Genomic DNA, 18,060 nt, shown 5'->3' with positions numbered 1-18,060 from the left:
CTTTTGAATTCAATCGGCGAAAATCTGCAAAATCCGTGTTCGTCTGCGTTCTATGAATTTACAAAGTGCTTGGCTTGAACGAGTTACCTATGAAACCCTTCATCACACCGCGTGGCATGAATCGACGGCACTTTTTGAGTCATTTGGCGGGTGCGTCGGCTTTGGCGATTCCGGCGCTGTCGCTGAGTGAATCACTCGTGGCGAACGCGGCCACGCTTAAGCGGAATCACAAGTCGTGCATCTTGCTGTGGATGGGGGGAGCGCCACCCACGATTGATATTTGGGATATGAAGCCCGGCACGGCGACCGGCGGAACGTTCAAGCCGATCAGCACCACCGGCGAAGGGCAGATCAACGAGCTGCTCCCCAAGGTGGCCGAGCAGATGCACCATCTTTCGATCGTCCGTTCGATGAGTACGCGCGAAGCGGATCACGATCGCGGGAGTTACTACATGCACACCGGCTTCGTGCCGAATCCCAGCGTCGAGCATCCCAGCTACGGCGCGGTGATCGCGCATGAGTTGGCCGACAAGATCACCGAGTTGGAGATCCCGCCGTTCATTTCGATTGGTGGTCCGAGCGAAGGGCCGGGCTTTTTGGGAATGGCGTACGCGCCGTTTCAGGTGGATTCCAACGGACAATTGCGCGACGCCCAGATGAACGTGCCGGCCGCGCGGATGGATGATCGGATGAAGGTGTTGGCGGCGCTCGAAGGGCGTTTCATTGACGAAGAACGTGGCCCCGCCCCCGGCGAGCATGCCAAGGTGCTCGACAAAACGTATTCGTTGCTTACCAGCAAACAGATGTCGGCGTTCCAGGTGAACTCCGAGGCACAGAAGGTCCGCGACCGTTATGGCAACACGAACTTTGGCCGCAGCTGTTTGATGGCGCGACGTTTGGTCGAAACGGGCGTGCCGTTTGTGGAAGTGAATTTTGGCGGCTGGGATTTGCACCAAAACTGCTTCACGGGCTTACAGCAAAGGCTGCCCGAAGTCGACCAGGCGATGAGTGCGCTGGTGGAAGACTTGGCAGCGAGCGGCTTGCTGGACGACACGATCGTGCTGTGGATGGGCGAGTTTGGCCGCACGCCGCGGATCAACGGCGATGCGGGCCGCGATCACTGGGCGCGGAGTTGGAGCGTTGTGGCCGGGGGTGGCGGACTCGCGGGGGGGAAAGTGATCGGCGCCACGAGCGACGATGGCACCGCAGTCACGACCGAGCCCTACAGCTCCGAAGATTTGATGTCGACGATCTGCCACGCGATGGGTATTTCGCTCGACAAGAATTTCACGGCCAACAACGGCCGCCCGATGAAGATCGCCAACGGCGGGAAGTTGATCCAAGACTTGTTGTCGTAGTAGAGTTCACTCGGCGGCAGCTTCGTCGACTTCTTCTACAGCTGCTTCGTCCGCGGGATCAACTTCTTCGACGACCTCAGCCACTTCGGTGTCGTCGCCTTCAGCAGTGTCGGCAGATGCCGTGGCAGCGGCTGCTGCAGTTTCAGGGAAGAGGGCTTTGTTCACTTCGGGCAACATCAAGGCGGCGAATTCCGCGGCGACGTTGTCATCAGCCGTATCTTCGTCCGACATCACGTTGCTGGTGAAATACATCTTGTACAGCGCTCGGGACAAGCCATAGTGTTGGCGGGCATCGATGGGTGCTTCCCACTTGGCGCCGAATTCTTCAACATCGGGATGATTCCACGCCCAGAAGACGCGCTCTGCATGACGACCAAAGGCATCGTCTTTAATGAACTTACCGGTGAAGAATTTGCCCGGTTCGGAACCTTCGAGTGGAACTTCGTGGCGAATCTGACGCCCTTCTTGACGGAAGCCGGAACTCGGATAACAAATATTCGGAGTATGCCGACAGATGTCGCGTGAATGGCCAACGATCAGCCAGAGTTTCACTTCGCGGCCAGTCTCTTCGTTCTTGTAAAGTCGAGAAACGTAACTAACTGCACCTGCTGTCTTTTTCACCTGGGCATCGACCGACAGGTCTTGCCCTTTCCAAGGCCCGATCTCTTTGGGAACTTGCGCAAAGCGTTTGCCAATCAGCTCTGCTTCGACGCCTGGTTTGCTCCAGTAGTCCCGGAGAAAAACTTGCTCGTAAAAGCTGAGACCAAAAATCACAAGTCCGCCGGCGGCGGCGGGAAGTAACAAACTGCGAAACATAGAGTATGGCCTGCGAAGAGACTTGGCAGAAACAACAACGTTAGTTTCACGGTATGCGTGATGCTGTCGACTGTCAAGAAACGCCGCGTGCTGCCACGACAAACTTCGCGAAAAGCTGCCTCAAAACTGGCAAAATCGGCCGGACTCGTCCGTCAGGATCGGTACAATTCGATCCCGACTATTTGCTTGCAGGCAGATCGGAAGCCTCGAAATAGATCGCCTGTTGCAGGTCTTGCTCCATCGGTTTTTGGACATTCTTGGCGGCTGGATTGCTGAGCTCAAGATGGCTCGTGTCGAAGGCAGCCGTTGGCGTGACGAACCTCGAGGTCGTCGGCACGACACTCACCGTTGGTTGCTTGGTATTTTGTGATGAAGTCGGTGAAAACTGGTTTGCCTGTGGCAAAGCGGGTTGAGTGGCAATTGCCTTGCTCAAGCCCTGTGGCAACGAGGGCGGACCATCTTCAAGCTGTGGCAAGGGTTGCAAGCTTCCTTGCGGACCGAAGTCGGGAAGACCTGGCAGTCCTGGCAGTTGCAAGCCGTCGTTAGCAGGCGGTGCAGCTTCTTGATTGCCCGCAGGGGCACCTGCCGCTGGTTGAGCAGGTGCGGGTGCATTTGCGCCTGGTGCGGCGCCGTTGACGGGAGGAGCCGCGCCATTGACTGCTGGAGCAGCAGCACCCTCGGCGGGAGCTACAGCCCGGGGTGGCCGAGCAGGGCCACGCAAATCTTCTTGATCAAGTTGTGGTCGGATGTAGGGTTGGAGTTGACGACCGTCTGGAAGCGTGCCATCAGCGCGAGTGGGGGTGAGCCCCGTGGATTCGCCTGGCCAAGCGTGCCACTGCGTTTTGTAGTTGCCCCACGTATCACGCTTCGGATAGCACATGCCATCGGCGGCACAAGGGCACGGACTATCTGGCCGAGGACAGTGAACTTGGCCGTAGCCAGGTTCCACAAATCCGAGCAGCATAGCAACCGCGGCATTCAGTGCGGCACTCCGACCGCTAAGTTTGGGCATCCAAGACATGTTCGTTCCTTTGCACATGGTGAATCGCTTGTTGTGAATCGCAATTCTCATTGTGGTTCAGTAGTGTTAAGGTTTTCTCTATTTCAGTCCTTAAATTCGATCTGGTTCAGGCGATTAGAACGTGTTGCCTAGACCAAACCGGTCGATACGGTTGAGGGCCGAGGTCGAGAGGGAGACGAACCCGAAGAAGGACTCGAACGGACGCAAGAACTTGGCCATGGTGGCGGTGAACTTGCCGTACTTGTCTTCGGCGATAAACAGGCGGTCTCCAGGCATGAGTTGGTAATTTGTGGCCGTCGAGGCACCGCGAGTGATATCCTCCCAGCTAACAGGCAGAATCTGTTCGCAGCCAACGCCGTTGGGGGCTGGGCGAGCAATCCACATTTTGTTGGACGAGACTTGTGAAATACCGCCAATGTTTGCCACGGCGTCGAGCACCGTTTCATTGCCGGTAATGGGCAGCCGGGTGACGTTATCGCCGAAGCCGCCGCCTTGGGTAATCACATAGTACAACTTGCTATTGTAGGCCAGCACGTCGACGAAGACTTCTGGCGCTTCGAGCTTGAGAGACAGTTGTTCCTCGACTGCAGCTTTGGCTTCTTCGATGGTTTTGCCAGCAACGAACACCGAACCGTAGGTACCGAGGTTGACGCGGCCGTCGGGACCAACCAAATGCTGGCCAGTAACCTGTTGTGCCCCCGCGGATTGGAGAAGCGAGATCGACACGTCGACATCGGACAAGATTTGTTGCAAGTGCCGACGAACTTCGTCCTCGGCTTCTTCGATAGTTAGACCAGTCACTTTGATCCGGCCATAGGTCGGACCGAGGTTGATGCTGCCATCGGAATCGACCGAGTAGGCATCGTCGATGGGGCGATCCGGGAAGGCTCCCGAGACACGCACTAGCAGCGCATCAAAGGTTTCAATCTTATGAGGAGACTTGGGAACGAGCTTCACGCCTTCGATCAGGAGGATATCCGGCGGCTCGACCACATAGCGTGGTAGGGTCACTTTCTCGAGCTCCCGGGGCACCGAGCTTTCCCGAGGTGGCTCGGGAGGCGTAACCGGAAACGGATCGCGCGGAGCAAGAAAAGCAGTACACCCTGGAGCGCACACTAAAATGGCTAGCAGCGCCAGGATTTGGACAGTTTTCGAATGAGTATGGTTGCCCAGATTCATCGGAGATTTCTCACTACGAGCGACGTGATTTGGCCGGCTGTCGATGCTCACTAAGCGTTAAAGCATCCACAACCGTCAGCCGTTACCTGACAGCTACAATGCCTATAATCGGTAAAGTTTAACAGTGACTTTTGCGGGACTTGTGATTTCGGCCGAATTCGTCTGCGCCTCTGCTAGCGTGTTAGGCGTTGACTTGAGGAGCGCAAGAGCCAGAAACGGGCACAAATTGACTAGCCTTACCGACTAACCGTTAGGACCACTACGGTCGACCTAAATCTATGCACGACAACGATTTCGGCTGATCTATTCGTGTTCCAAAGGTTTGACATTAGGAGGGCGAACGCTTATTCTCAAATTCAGGTATTGAGTTGTCGCTGGGCGGCTCGACCCGTTCTAGGTTCGCGGCAAGCTGCCCCGGCGAGCTTGAAAAGAAGAAGGATTCTTTGAACCACTCTGTTCCAGGACTCCGGTAAGTAGTCACTTGGGCTTCGATCCCAGGACTCGTCGGCGAACTGTGGGTAAGTATGTTGTAGCCAACTTCCCCAGGGAAAATGACATCGGGCAGGATGATAGCAGCTTCGTCTCAAGACCTCATGCGGAACACATGGTTCGAACGTAGGCGCTTTTCGGAGTTCAAACGCTCCAAGTGGTTGTCGCTCGCGTACAGTAAATACTACGAATGAATCCCGAGATTTTAGCGAGCCTGTTCACACGCACTAATAGCACACACCTCAGGTTACCATAGAGAAATTCGTTCATGGCCAGTCAGATTCACCCTTTTGCCAGCTTTGACTATGAAGTCGAAGTCGACACGCTCAACGCCGATCAAGAGAAGTCAGCTTGGCTTGCCTTCGGAGTTCTCGTTTTACTGCTGACGTTAGGCTATTGGAACATGTTAGAGTTCACGGCCCATTCGTGGTCGGATCCACTCTACTCGCACGGCTACATAATCCCTGTTTTTGCTGCGGGTTTGTTCTGGATGCGTCGTAAGAAACTTACCCAGGTTCCGGCCATGGAGCGTTGGATTGGCGTACTGGTAATTTTTCTCAGCTTGCTAGTTCGGTTGTACGCCGCCTATTACGACTACAATCCTCTGGATCGTCTGACTTACATCGCGGCCATGCTTGGCATTTGTCAGGTAGTAGGTGGGTTCGACATGTTGCGTTGGGCAGGTCCACCTGTGGCATTTCTGGTGTTCATGTTTCCGTTGCCTTCACGGCTGGAAAACACGGTTCTTTTGTGGCTGCAGAATGGAGCCGCCCGCGCCAGCACGTTTGTATTGCAGTTGCTCGGCGTGCCGGCTTTGCGCGACGGTAACCACATTATTATTGACAAGATTCCCTTGGAAGTGGCCGACGCGTGCAGCGGCTTGCGGATGGGTACGATTTTCGGCGCGATGTCGGTGGCCTTGGCGATGGTCATCGACCGCCCTTGGTGGGACCGGCTGACAATTTTGGTGTTTGCTATTCCCGTAGCACTAGCGACCAACATTATTCGGATCGTTGTGACGGCATTGCTGTATGTGGCGTTTCCCGACAACGAAGCCATTCACCTGTACACCCACAACTGGGCGGGCTTGGCGATGATGCCGATCGCGCTAGGATTCTTGTGGGTCGAGATCACGATTTTGAACAAGCTGACCGTCCCTGTGGAATCTGACGATTATGCCGCCTTTGGGACGGCCCACGGTTGAGTGAGTCGTGTTGTTCGTTGCCAGGAAACTACAAAAGTGATGAAATTTCGAGACATTCGCTGGATCGCTTCGTGGTTCGAGCCGGGCAAATTCGCAGGAATTCTCGAGCGACTTGTCATTGGCCCATCACTTGCAAGCAGACGGAAACCATCAATCGTTTTTCCACAGCGGATTTTAGTTCCGGTTCCCATCCCATCGAACCGGCCTGTCGGGAGAGCGACGGAATTAATCTTTTCTTCGACACAATCGGACATTGTGCCGGTACTATTAGCTAGACGGGGCTCGTAGCAAAAGATCGCACCAATCGAGCGGTTTATTCAGAGAGGTAGTTGGAATATGAAACAAGATGCAGGCCTTGGCGATTCGCAAGTGATGTATCCTCCCGCGGCGGGAGCCAACGGAGCCATGCAAATGGTTCCCGTGAATGCTTATCCAGTTCCCGTGCCCGCCATGGGAGGCGGACTTCCTACAACTGGTCCGGAAATTCTCAACGGTCCATTAAACCAGACTTGGTTATTGAATTGTCTGCGTCGGCGCTGGTTGATGGCTCTGATGCTAGGCTCTCTGGCTGCGATTTCAGCTGGGTTTTTGTTGTTATACTTGTTCCCCTTGTCGTCTCAGGTCGTGGCATATCTGCAAGTCGAAAACGAAGATTCTAACGAAATTTTCGGTGGCAGCACGGGACGCGTCAGTCCCAAGGACTTTCAGATCTTTCAACAGACCCAGCTGACCTTGTTGAAAAGTCAGTTTGTTTTGAAGTCGGCCTTGGGCCGACGTGACATTGCCGAACTTCCTGCAGTGCAAAAGCATCGCCCCGACGAGTTGGCATGGATGAACGACGGCCTTAAGGTCTCGTTCCCGGGCGAAAGTAAGATCTTAATGCTGAAGTACGAGGGCGACGAAAACCCCGAAGACATGAAGAAGGTCGTCGATGCAGTGATCAATGCTTACCAAAACGACGTGGTCGTGGCGGCTCGTGTTAGCAAGGCGGAAATGCACAAAAGCATGGATAAACTGCATAAGGATATCAGCACACAACTTAAAGATAAGATCGATCGCCTCGAGACCTTGAAAGAAGAGCTAGGGGGTGCCCAATCCGCGAGTTCCAATGCCGAACTCAATATGCTCATTCGAGACATCAGTTTGATTAATGGCCAAATGGTGAAGGCCAAGGAAGAACTCGTTGATCTGGAAGTGAATCGGGAATTGCAAACCCGCGCTGCGAATAGCCCTGCTGCCATGCAGGCTGCCGTGGATGCCGCGCTCGCAGCTGATCCCACGATACAGCAGTATCAACAGCAGCAGTACGCGATTCAGCAGCAGATCATGCAACTCGAGTCGATCAGCAAGCGGGCCACTCCCGAGATCAAGCGTCTGCAGAGCCAGATGCAGCAGATCGGCCAGATGATGGAAGACTACGAACTGAAGTCTCGTGGTGAGATTATGAATAAACTGAAATCGGCTCCCAACGATCAATTGCAGTTGGTCATGACTGATTATTTGTTGCGACGTCAACATATCAATCAGAAGCTCATTGATTTGCAGACCGAGATTGATGAAAAGAAAGAGCAAATCAAGGCTTTAGGCCAAAGCAATGGTGAGTTGGCCATGCTGCAAGCCGAGGTCGATCAGCTCAGTGAGATCGCCCGCACGATGGATATGAAATTGCGTGGTTGGGCCATCGACGAGGGCACCGACGCTGAGCAAATTAAAGTCATGCAGCCGGCGTTCTCGACGGAAAAGATTAACACATTCGAGCGGTTTGCGATTGCCACCCTGGGTGCCATCGCAGCGTTCTGCGGTACTTGTTATGGCGTCGCGTTGATGGAATTTCGTCGTCGCAAACTGAATTGTCCCGCGGACGTGGACGAAGGCCTCGGCATTCGCGTGCTCGGCGTGCTGCCTCCGGTCGCATCGCGTAAATCGATGGCTCCGGGCAGCATCACCGCCGCCCAGTTGTCGGAATCGATCGACAATGTGCGGGCCACGCTGATGCACGACTCAACTTCGCGACCACGGCAGATCGTGCTTGTGGCCAGTCCTTCCTCGATGGAAGGTTCGACCACCGTGGCGAGCCACTTAGCGTTGAGCCTGACTCGTGCGGGACGTCGGACGTTGCTTATCGACGGTGATCTGCGTGATCCGTCGCTCCACAAGCTGTTCGGGCTGCCGATTGAAGACGGTCTCAGCGAACTGCTGCGTTCGGAGATCGAAATCACCGACGCGGTGCGACCAACCAATACCGAAGGCTTGTGGTTAATGACGGCTGGTATCTGCGATATGGATGCGATCCATGCTTTAGCGACCGACCAGTTGCAACCGATCTTTGAAAAGTTACGTGCTGAGTTCGACTTCGTAATTATCGACGGTGCTCCTATCTTGGGACTGTCGGATTCGTTGTCGGTTGGTCAGCACATCGACGGTGCGATCCTCACGGTGCTGCGTGATCACAGCGGCGTGCGGAGCATTCATCAAGCTTCGGAATTGCTTAAGAGCTTGGGAATTCGCCTCATCGGTTGCGTGGTCAATGGCATGCCGCTCAAGGCTGACCGCCGCATCACTCGGGTTACGCGTGGTCCCGGCAGCAAGGCCAAGCGGTTGCCCGCGGCCGAAAGCTGATCGGTTTTCTTTCATCGGAATCATGACACCACGGCAGTGAGTCCTTCGGGCTCGCTGCCGTTTTTTTGTTGGACGAGATTCTTCCCACGATGCCGCGCCGATTGGAATGACCAAGGGTAGATAAATGGGATGATCGAGCTAGGTTTGGCCCTACGCTAGTAATTTAGCTTGAAACGTTTGTGGTACCAACAATTATCGTGCCAGCATTTTTGACGAGAAGTGCAGGGCAAACTGGCAAATTCTAGGTATCTCTGGGAAAAGCAGTTGCGGCCCCAAGCCACAGGGCTTAGGTTGTTTGCAGGGGCAATGGCAGTCGCTTTTTAGCAGGGAGCATTCAATGCGCGCAAAATTCTGGCTGATCGTCTGTTTGTGGAGCGGGATCAGTTATCAACTCTCCGCTGAAGAACCGAACGATATATTTAGTGAGGCCACGATCTTAGGTGCGGGAGTGCTGACGGTCGAAGATTCGCTGACGCCTGGAACAACTTCATATCCCGACACGATACTCGGTATTCGCGATCAATTTGGCGAAGTCTATATCGTCAACGACGATGATAGCCCGGTCGGCGATGGGCGTGCATCAGGAGTGACGGGGGCACCGACGAATTCAGGCTCGATCAACTTCGCCGTGTCTGGTTACCCCGACGAGTTTTTCTTTGGCGACCATGGGCAGTCGGGCGAATTCGAAGTTTTCGTCGATGTCTACGATTTTTTCGGTGATCAAATCGATTCCTTCAGTGATTTGCGCAATTTACAACCAGGTTTCGTCGAAGAGTTTTCTTTTTCCAATTTCGAATGGATAGGCGGCTCGTATGATGTTTACATTGACAACACGATTGGGCCTCCAAATCCTGCGGATGTTGACTTCTTTACCTTCACCGGTCTCACGCCGGGAAGCTCGTTTTCCGCTGAAGTCACACAAGACGTCAGCACGAGCTTCGATTCGATACTGGGTTGGTTCAACTCGGCCGGAGTTCTCATCGAATTCAACGACGATGATGCTGGCAACAATTTGTCTTTGATCGCAGGCATCGTGCCCGCGGAGGGTATGCTGACATTTGCGGTAACTGGCTTTGATGACTTCGAATTTGAGGGAGCTCACACCGAGGATGCTGCCTATACGCTGGAATTGACTCTCGGCAGTGTCGGCGTTGCGGGGGACTTCGACAGCGACGGCGACGTCGATGGCCGTGATTTTCTACGATGGCAACGGGGTGGTTCACCAACTCCGTATAGCGCCGCGGATTTGACGACTTGGCGTAATGCCTATCCAGGGGCATTGGTGGGAGTGACGGCAGTGCCTGAGCCCACAACATTGTGGTTGGTTGCGATGGCAACTTGTGTGGGCCTGGGGCGACAGCGGCAGCGCTAAGCCGCAAGCGGCTAGGGTTGCTCGTCGGCGAGATGATCTTTGAGATAGCCTTGCACGGCGCGGGCGTTGAACGGCCGCTTCTCGGGGTCTTTTTCCAGTAGTTGCATAATCATTTGCTCGAGCCACGCGGGGCAATCGATGCCTTGCTCGGCGAGCGGCTTCGGTTGCTCGTTGAGATGCTGATGCCACACTTGGGCGAAGTTGGCTCCGCGGAATGGAGGCTTGCCCGTGAGCATTTCGTACATCACGCAGCCGAGTGAATAGAGATCGGTTTTGCCCGTGAGCGAACTGTCGCCACAGATTTGTTCGGGAGACATATAGGCGTAAGTTCCGACCGCGATCCCTGAAGCGCTAATGTCGGCATCGTGGGTATCACGAGCGATGCCGAAATCGCCGAGCAGCAATTTGTCGTCGCTGTCGAAGAACAAATTGCTGGATTTCAGATCGCGGTGAATGATGCCGTAGTTGTGGGCATGTTGCAGGGCCGAGGCAATCTGTGCGGCGTAGGTGGCCGTTTGTTGCCATGTGAACGGGCCTTGCTTTTTGATGCGATCGCGCATGTTGCCCTGCTCGAGCAATTGCATGGCATAGAAATAGTGGCCATCCATGATCCCGCCGCCGTAGTTGCGAACGATGTGCGGGTGGTTGAGCCGCTCCATGATGACGATCTCGCGTTGAAAGCGATTGACGATATTTTCGTCGTGGGCGATCGAGGAGTGGAGCAGCTTGACGGCAACCGGCCCGGCAATGTCGGGGCTTTCGGCGCGGTAGACAACTCCCACGGTCCCGGAGCCGATCGGTTCCAGCAGTTTGAAGGTTGCTGCGGTGGGCAAGAACTTCAGATTGCGTCGGGGAGTGGGGGAGGATGAATCGGTCATGGAATACGTCGACAAGTGCGGTGGTAAGCCCGCGGCGAAGAGAGAAACTACTTGGCAGCCGACCCTCGGCTTGCCCACCCCCTTAGCAGCGGGTGCGGCATACTAGGGCACGTGATGGCCCGCGGGTGCGAGGCACGAGTGCCCTTCAGTTGGGATAAATATAGGCCATCTAATCGTTTAGGGAAAATCCTGTTACACCCTTGTAGTGATTGGCACTACGCTTGCAAAGGGTTATTCCACGCTCTCTTCGGGACCTCATCCTTCCCGACGGAAATGGCGGGAAAATAGGCGGATTCTTCCTGACGGTTTACCCATTTTCGGGCTTTCTCGGCCCGTGAACGGTCCATTCCTTCGGCCGGTTCTGCTTAGTTTTCATTTTCGTTAGCAGAAATCTTCGGCGACTAGCAGTCGAGCGGCAGAATTTCTACGATGAGGATTCCCCCACGACAGATCGTCGTGGGTCGAAGGCGGCAATTCCTGTTTCACGACGTCTGGCGACCTTCGGTCAGCGTCGAGGCAATATAAGTTTCATGCAATTGTTGTAGGCGGGTCGATGGCGAACTTCCCCGGCCTCATGAATTCACGGTAAGACAGCGAATTCACGGAACGACAACAACAATTGTTCCTGTAGGGAAACAAGTCACAAAGTTTTAGTTCGATATTATTCGAGGAGTCATCAAAAAGATGAGTTACAAGCTTGAGTACGTTTGGTTGGACGGTTATAAGCCCGAACCCAACATCCGCAGCAAGACCAAGATCGTCGACAGCGAGCCCAAGAAGCCGGAAGATTGCCCGGGTTGGTCGTTTGACGGTTCCAGCACGCAACAAGCCGAAGGTCACAGCTCGGACTGCTTGTTGAAGCCAGTGCGCATGATCAAGGATCCTTGCCGCAAGAACGCTTCGATCGTGATGTGCGAAGTACTGAATGCCGATGGTTCGGTCCACTCGACCAATGGCCGTGGCAGCTTCGAGGACGACACCGATTTGTGGCTCGGCTTCGAGCAAGAATACACCATCATGAAGGACGGCCGTCCTTTGGGCTTCCCCACCGATGGTTATCCTGGTCCTCAAGGTCCTTACTATTGCTCGGTCGGCATTAAGAATTGCGTTGGTCGTGATTTGGTTGAAGATCACCTCGATGCCTGCCTCGATGCAGGTCTTTCGGTCACCGGCATCAATGCCGAAGTGATGAAGGGTCAATGGGAATACCAATTGTTCGGCAAGGGTGCGAAGCAAGCTTGCGACGACCTGTGGCTGAGCCGCTTCCTGTTGTTCCGCACTGCTGAGAAGTACAACCTGACGATCGAGCTGCATCCCAAGCCGGTCAAGGGCGACTGGAACGGTTCGGGTATGCACACGAACTTCTCCACCACGCCGATTCGCGACAAGGGTGGCGAAGAGTTGATCAAGGGCATCTGCGACAAGTTCAGCAAGCGCCACAAGGAGCACATTGCTTCTTACGGTTCGGACAACGACCAACGCTTGACCGGTCTGCACGAAACCCAATCGATCCACAAGTTCAGCTACGGCGTGTCGGACCGCGGTTCTTCGATCCGCATCCCCATCGGCACCGTGCAGAATGGCTGGAAGGGTTACTTGGAAGATCGCCGTCCGGCTTCGAACGCTGATCCCTACAAGGTGGTTCGCGAAATTCTCGCGACGCTGCGTTCGTAAGCTAGCGATAAGCGATGAGCTTGAATACTGAAACCCCTTTTGGCCGCTGGCCAGAAGGGGTTTTCTGTTGTATCGAGCAAATTTCTCGCTAAGCGGCCTCATGCAGAACTGCGCGGAGATGCGCATTCTGTACGGGCCGTTGGCATCGGAGCCAAGTTCGTCTATACTAGTAGGAACATCCTGGATCCTGATGAATTCTCTGGGGAGCTATGACTTTTCTCCTCGCGACCACTGCTGGTCGTTTGTTCCATTAAGCCGTTCGATTTGCCGGATTAGGATATTGCCATGACTGCAAAGTTCTCGTATCTGTCGTTGCTCGTTGGTTTTTTCGGCTTGTTACCCCTCTCCACGGAAGCCAGCATCACCTTTCTCGGTCCCACGCCTTATCTCAGCGCGGCTGACAGTCCGTTCCCGGTCGGCAGCTCCAACTTCTTTCTGGAAGATTTTGAGGACGGGATGCTTAATACGCCGGGGATATCTCTATTCATCCCTAACGGCGCTCCGCTGGCAGGGATCATAGGCCCCAGCTCGACGACCGATTCCGTGGATGGCGACGACGGGACCATTGATGGCTCCGGCACCGCTGGCACGGTCTTGCGTTATGCCATGGGGCCTAATTTTACTAGCCCGCCTAATTATAGTGTGCAACTTACGATTCGGTTTTCGGAAGCAGAGTTGGGGTTTCTGCCCAATGCGTTCGGGCTCGTTTGGACCGATGGTCCCGCTACCTCTCAAATAGCCATTGCCGCCTTTAACAAGGACCTGGTGCATCTCGGAACTGGATCCCACTTTGGGTTAGGCGACCTGTCAGAGTTAGGGGAAACCGCTGAAGATCGCTTCTTTGGCGTCACGACAGATCAGGAGATTTCGACCATTGTAGTGGGTTTTGGCTTTCAGGCTTTACCAGACACACCGAGAGGTATTATACCTCTCACGGAAATCGACCACCTCCAGTATGGCTTCATTGTCCCCGAGCCCGCGACAGGGGTGACGCTTTTGGCTGCGACATTTCTTTGTCCGCTTCTCGTTCGGAATCGTGGCATCTTCCGGCACAATCATTGATAGTAAATCCTCCACATGCATTTCCTAGAAAAGGAGTTCCCAATGCATAGAAAGCTGAGATTTCAGGCATTGGAAGATCGACGGATGATGGTCGTCGACTTCGAACGCTGATCCCTACAAGGTTGTTCGCGAAATTCTCGCGACGCTGCGTTCGTAATTTGTGGGGCAGCCAGCTTGGCTGTCATGCAGGCTTAAGCCCGCACTACGAAAGAAATGAAACCCCTTTTGGCCGCTGGCCAGAAGGGGTTTTCTGTTGTATCGTATCGGGCAGAACTACAACCTAGCGAGCCAGAATATAAAACGGGCTCGGGACGAGCCGGCTCACTTCTCCAAAGGAACTTTTCGTGATGATGACGCCTCAAGATGTGTTGGCCCTTTGTCGTGAACGCGGCGTGCGTGCGGTCGATTTGCGGTTCATGGATTTTCCCGGGTTGTGGCAGCACTTCACGATTCCCGTCGAAAAGTTGGAAGAAGAAGTCTTTGAAGATGGCCTTGGCTTCGACGGTTCGAGCATCCGGGGTTGGCAGGCGATTAACGAGAGCGACATGCTACTCGTGCCGCAGCCCGAAACGGCGTTCATCGATCCGTTCACCGAGATCACGACGCTGTGCATGATCTGCAACATTCAAGACCCCATCACGCGCGAAGATTACACGCGCGATCCGCGGAACGTCGCGCGCAAGGCGGTCAACTATCTCAAGAGCACGGGCATTGCCGACACGTGTTACATCGGCCCCGAGGCTGAGTTCTTTGTGTTTGATGACGTGCGGTTCGATCAAGCTCCGCAGCATAGTTACTTCTTTATCGATAGCGACGAAGCCCAATGGAATCGGGGGACCGATTATCGCGCCCAAGGGCGCGGTTCTAATTTGGGCTACAAGCTACGGCACAAGGAGGGTTACTTCCCGGTGCCTCCGGCCGATCAGCTTATGAATCTTCGCAATGAGATGATGATGACGATGATCGACTGCGGGCTCGACGTCGAAGCGCAGCATCATGAAGTGGCGACCGCGGGCCAATCGGAGATCGATCTTAAGTACAACGAGTTGGTGACGATGGCCGACAGCATGTGCTTGTATAAGTACATCATCAAGAACGTGGCGGCGAAGCATAACAAGACGGTCACGTTCATGCCCAAGCCGCTGTACGGCGACAACGGCTCGGGGATGCACACGCATATTTCCTTGTGGAAGGGTGGCCAACCTTTGTTTGCCGGCGGCGGTTACGCGGGCTTGAGCGACGAAGCGATTTATGCGATCGGCGGCATTCTGGCCCACGCCCCTGCCCTGTTGGCGTTCACTAATCCTACAACCAACAGCTACAAGCGGTTGGTCCCGGGTTATGAAGCGCCGGTCAATTTGGCCTACTCGCAGCGAAATCGCTCGGCGGCGTGTCGGATTCCGATGTACAGCCCCAGCCCCAAGGCGAAGCGGATCGAATTCCGTTGCCCCGACCCAAGTTCGAATCCGTATCTGGCGTTCTCGGCTTTGATGATGGCGGTGATCGATGGTATTCAGAACAAGATTCACCCCGGCGAACCGCTCGACAAAGATATTTATGATCTCGAACCCGAAGAGTTGGCCAAAGTTCCCAGCACGCCGGGTTCGCTGGGCGAAGCACTTGCCGCCTTATCGCGCGATCATGAATTCCTGTTGCGCGGCGATGTGTTTACGCAGGATGTAATCAACACGTGGATTAGCTACAAGCAAAAGAACGAAGTGGAAGCACTGGCGCTGCGGCCGCATCCTTATGAGTTTTGTTTGTATTATGATATGTAGAAGGTGTCCGTAAATATGAAATTCACGGACTACTTTTCTACAATTCGAACACGTCCCGATAGAATGTCTATTAAGGATGAGTGGTTGCAGTTTGTAGTTGACAATCCCGTGCGTGAAGAAATTCAGCAAGATGGTCGAGTCCGGTGATGGGCAGCTATTGCTGAGATGGATGGCCGGTACTTACGTGTTATACCGTTAGAGGATGGTGAAACGGTCCACAATGCTTTCTTTGACCGCAGGTTCAAGCCGTGAAAATTCAATACTTCCAAGAAACTGACACTCTCCACATCGAATTCCGCGTGGCAGAAATCGTAGAAACTCGCGATTTGGATGAGAATACGATTTTGGATCTCGATGCTGGCGGCAATCTTTGCGCGATGACTCTTGAACATGCCTCTGAGCGTGCTGATATTCCACATTTCAGCTTTGAGCAGATCGCGGCCTAGTGCGTCTTGTTACGCTTTCTTGATTTCTGCTCGCACGAAGTATCGTACCTTCCCCGAGTCCAAACGCACTTCGTAGATACTGCCGTCTTCAATGCTGGCTAAAACAGTTTGAATAGTGCCCTCCTCACCTGGTTCAGCCCGTGGTTTACCAGCAAGGCACTGTCGAATAATCACGTGGTCATTCCTGCCAAGTTCTGGCCAACAGTAGAGGCACCGAGCAGGAACCAATGATCCGTCCGGCAAATCGGGATAGTATGTAGCATACCACTGCTTCGTATCACTGACGTTAAGATGGACAATCTCACCACAGATCGGACATTTTGAAAAAGGCATAGGTAAAATTTCCTCTGCGCCTCTGCGTGAAAATATCTCCGGGCGCTTACGCTGACGGCTCGCCTGGGAATACTCCCCCCACTGACGTGGGAGGCTTGTTTTAAGTTTGCTACTTCTTACTGCACCACCGTTTTGCTCATGCGCTCGGCCATGCGGGCGAGGGCGCGGCTGGCGTCTTGTTCGCTCAGGTGGACGTTGAAAATACTGGGGCCCGAGGTATCCGCCCAGGCGGTGTTGAGGGCGGTGTCGAAATCGGCTTCGGTGTGAACGTCGTAGCCCGTGCCGCCGCCGAGGACTGCCGGGAGCTTGTGATACTCCCAGGTGTGAATGTCGTTGAATTCATAATCACCGGGGTGCAGCAGTCGTTCCGTGCCGTAGCCGCCGTTGTTGAGCACGATCACGATGATCGGCATTTTGCGGCGAACGATGTTCGAGAGTTCCATGCCGGTCATCTGAAACGCCCCGTCGCCAACGATGGCCACAACACGCGCTTCGGGTCGGGCGACTTGCGCGCCGAGCGCTGCGGGGACCGCAAAGCCCATCGACGTGTAATAGGCGGGGCTTAAAAATTCGGTACGGCCACGCGTGGTGAGTTCCGTCGAAGCAAAGAGCGCATCGCCGATGTCGGCCACCACAATCGTGTTGCCCTGCAATTGCTCGTCGAGTCGATCCATCAGCCGGGTGATCGTGATCGGAGCTTTGGGCTCAAGTTTGAATTCGGCTTTGTTCCAATCGGTGGGCGCGGGGGGCAAGGGTTGCTTGACGTTGAGTTTGCGCTGCGAGAGCTCGCGCATAAAATCACCGAACTCGACGTCGTGGTAATGATGATGACGGATGCGGAGTTGCTCGCTCGTGGCGTAAATGCAATCGCCGATGTTGAGTTCCGCCGTGAAGATGCCGAGGTTGATGTCGGTCATGAACGTGCCCAATAGCACGACGCAATCGCTCGATTCGACGTACTTGGTCACTTCTTCCCGCCCCAGGGCTCCTTCGTAGAGGCCCATGTAAAGCGGGTGTGTTTCAGCCACAACCCCTTTGCCGAGCATCGTGGCTGCCATGGGGATTTTGGCTTGCTCGGCAATTTTAAGCGCGAGGTCTTGCAGACCGAAGCGATGAAGCTCGACGCCGAGGATGAGCACCGGTTGCCGAGCTTGTTCGATCCGCCGCGCGGCTTCCTCGACGGCTTCGGCGAGCGCGCGGTTATCGCTCTTGGGCTGGTTGGAAAGAAACGGCGGCATCACGTCGGGGCGTACGTGGACCATGTCGCGGGGGATCTCGATATACACGGGTCGTTTGTAGCGTTGACAGGAAGCCAACACGCGATCGATTTCGCGAAACGCGGTCATTGGGTCATCGAGTTCCGTCCCCGAGATGCACAGCTTTTCAAACACGTCGTATTGCGTGCGAAAATTGCGAACCATGTGATGCAGCAGCGGATTGTTGCGGCGTTCTTTGAGTCCCGGTGAACCGGTGATCAGGACGACTGGCGATTTCTCGGCGTAGGCCCCAGCGATGGAATTGCAGACGCTCAGGCCCCCGACGCAATAAGTGACACAGAGCGCGCCCATGCCGTGGACGCGGGCATAGGCATCAGCGGCAAAGCCAGCACAATCTTCGCGGGTGCAGCCGATGGCGTTGAGCGGACTTTCTTCCAGCATCGTGTAGAACGACAAGATGTAGTCACCCGGGATGCCAAAGACATCGGCCACGCCGTAGTCTTGCAGGCGTTGGATAAGGTATTCGCCTATCGAGAGATGAGATTTTTGGGCTTCGCTCATGAGAGAGATTCCTTTCATACGGCAGATGAAACCGCTAATAGTCGCTAATGTGC

At 54.6% G+C, this 18,060-nt stretch carries 13 protein-coding genes; 8 read left to right on the top strand and 5 right to left on the bottom strand.

Translation table 11 applies throughout. From position 1 onward, the window contains the following. Nucleotides 1–89 precede the first annotated feature (89 nt). Nucleotides 90–1,358, top strand: a complete 1,269-nt coding sequence (locus tag SH678x_RS21460) for a DUF1501 domain-containing protein (protein ID WP_496920509.1) — start codon at nucleotides 90–92, stop codon at nucleotides 1,356–1,358. Between the two features lie 6 nt (nucleotides 1,359–1,364). Here the strand turns inward: SH678x_RS21460 and SH678x_RS21455 are convergent, their stop codons facing one another. From SH678x_RS21455 to SH678x_RS21445, 3 genes are all read right to left on the bottom strand, one after another. After that, nucleotides 1,365–2,174, bottom strand: coding sequence for an exosortase-associated EpsI family protein (locus tag SH678x_RS21455; RefSeq protein WP_496920508.1), 810 nt, complete (start codon nucleotides 2,172–2,174; stop codon nucleotides 1,365–1,367). A gap of 178 nt (nucleotides 2,175–2,352) precedes the next feature. Then, complete coding sequence (locus SH678x_RS21450) at nucleotides 2,353–3,195, bottom strand: hypothetical protein (RefSeq protein WP_496920507.1); 843 nt, start codon at nucleotides 3,193–3,195, stop codon at nucleotides 2,353–2,355. Nucleotides 3,196–3,309: 114 nt separating this feature from the next. Continuing rightward, nucleotides 3,310–4,227 carry a polysaccharide biosynthesis/export family protein gene (locus tag SH678x_RS21445; RefSeq protein ID WP_496920506.1) on the bottom strand — a complete coding sequence of 306 codons (918 nt, stop codon included), beginning with the start codon at nucleotides 4,225–4,227 and terminating at the stop codon, nucleotides 3,310–3,312. A gap of 904 nt (nucleotides 4,228–5,131) precedes the next feature. On the opposite strand from SH678x_RS21445, the gene SH678x_RS21440 reads away from it, so the two are divergent. The 3 genes from SH678x_RS21440 to SH678x_RS21430 all read left to right on the top strand — a co-directional run bounded on the left by SH678x_RS21440 (nucleotide 5,132) and on the right by SH678x_RS21430 (nucleotide 10,058). Next, complete coding sequence (locus SH678x_RS21440) at nucleotides 5,132–6,067, top strand: exosortase/archaeosortase family protein (RefSeq protein ID WP_496920505.1); 936 nt, start codon at nucleotides 5,132–5,134, stop codon at nucleotides 6,065–6,067. Nucleotides 6,068–6,403: 336 nt separating this feature from the next. Continuing rightward, nucleotides 6,404–8,686 carry a polysaccharide biosynthesis tyrosine autokinase gene (locus tag SH678x_RS21435; protein ID WP_496920504.1) on the top strand — a complete coding sequence of 761 codons (2,283 nt, stop codon included), beginning with the start codon at nucleotides 6,404–6,406 and terminating at the stop codon, nucleotides 8,684–8,686. A 337-nt stretch (nucleotides 8,687–9,023) separates the two neighbouring features. Continuing rightward, nucleotides 9,024–10,058 carry a hypothetical protein gene (locus tag SH678x_RS21430; protein ID WP_496920503.1) on the top strand — a complete coding sequence of 345 codons (1,035 nt, stop codon included), beginning with the start codon at nucleotides 9,024–9,026 and terminating at the stop codon, nucleotides 10,056–10,058. 11 nt (nucleotides 10,059–10,069) lie between these two features. On the opposite strand, the gene SH678x_RS21425 is transcribed toward SH678x_RS21430, so the two are convergent. Further along, nucleotides 10,070–10,936 (bottom strand): serine/threonine protein kinase, encoded by an 867-nt coding sequence (locus SH678x_RS21425; protein ID WP_496920502.1) that lies wholly within the window; start codon nucleotides 10,934–10,936, stop codon nucleotides 10,070–10,072. 684 nt (nucleotides 10,937–11,620) lie between these two features. Here SH678x_RS21425 and SH678x_RS21420 point away from each other — a divergent pair. From SH678x_RS21420 to SH678x_RS21405, 4 genes are all read left to right on the top strand, one after another. Next, nucleotides 11,621–12,610, top strand: a complete 990-nt coding sequence (locus tag SH678x_RS21420) for a glutamine synthetase beta-grasp domain-containing protein (RefSeq protein WP_496920501.1) — start codon at nucleotides 11,621–11,623, stop codon at nucleotides 12,608–12,610. Nucleotides 12,611–12,895: 285 nt separating this feature from the next. Further along, nucleotides 12,896–13,672: a hypothetical protein gene (locus SH678x_RS21415; protein ID WP_496920500.1), complete on the top strand. Its 777-nt coding sequence runs from the start codon at nucleotides 12,896–12,898 to the stop codon at nucleotides 13,670–13,672. Between the two features lie 347 nt (nucleotides 13,673–14,019). Beyond that, nucleotides 14,020–15,450 (top strand): type I glutamate--ammonia ligase, encoded by a 1,431-nt coding sequence (gene glnA, locus SH678x_RS21410; protein ID WP_496920499.1) that lies wholly within the window; start codon nucleotides 14,020–14,022, stop codon nucleotides 15,448–15,450. A gap of 248 nt (nucleotides 15,451–15,698) precedes the next feature. Beyond that, complete coding sequence (locus SH678x_RS21405) at nucleotides 15,699–15,896, top strand: DUF2283 domain-containing protein (RefSeq protein ID WP_496920498.1); 198 nt, start codon at nucleotides 15,699–15,701, stop codon at nucleotides 15,894–15,896. A gap of 449 nt (nucleotides 15,897–16,345) precedes the next feature. Here the strand turns inward: SH678x_RS21405 and SH678x_RS21400 are convergent, their stop codons facing one another. Further along, nucleotides 16,346–18,007 (bottom strand): alpha-keto acid decarboxylase family protein, encoded by a 1,662-nt coding sequence (locus SH678x_RS21400; protein ID WP_496920497.1) that lies wholly within the window; start codon nucleotides 18,005–18,007, stop codon nucleotides 16,346–16,348. Nucleotides 18,008–18,060: the final 53 nt, after the last annotated feature.

The organism is Bythopirellula superficialaquae, assembly GCF_059632245.1.
Note: the sequence above shows the minus strand (reverse complement) of the source record. Positions and strands in the feature narration are given on the sequence as shown.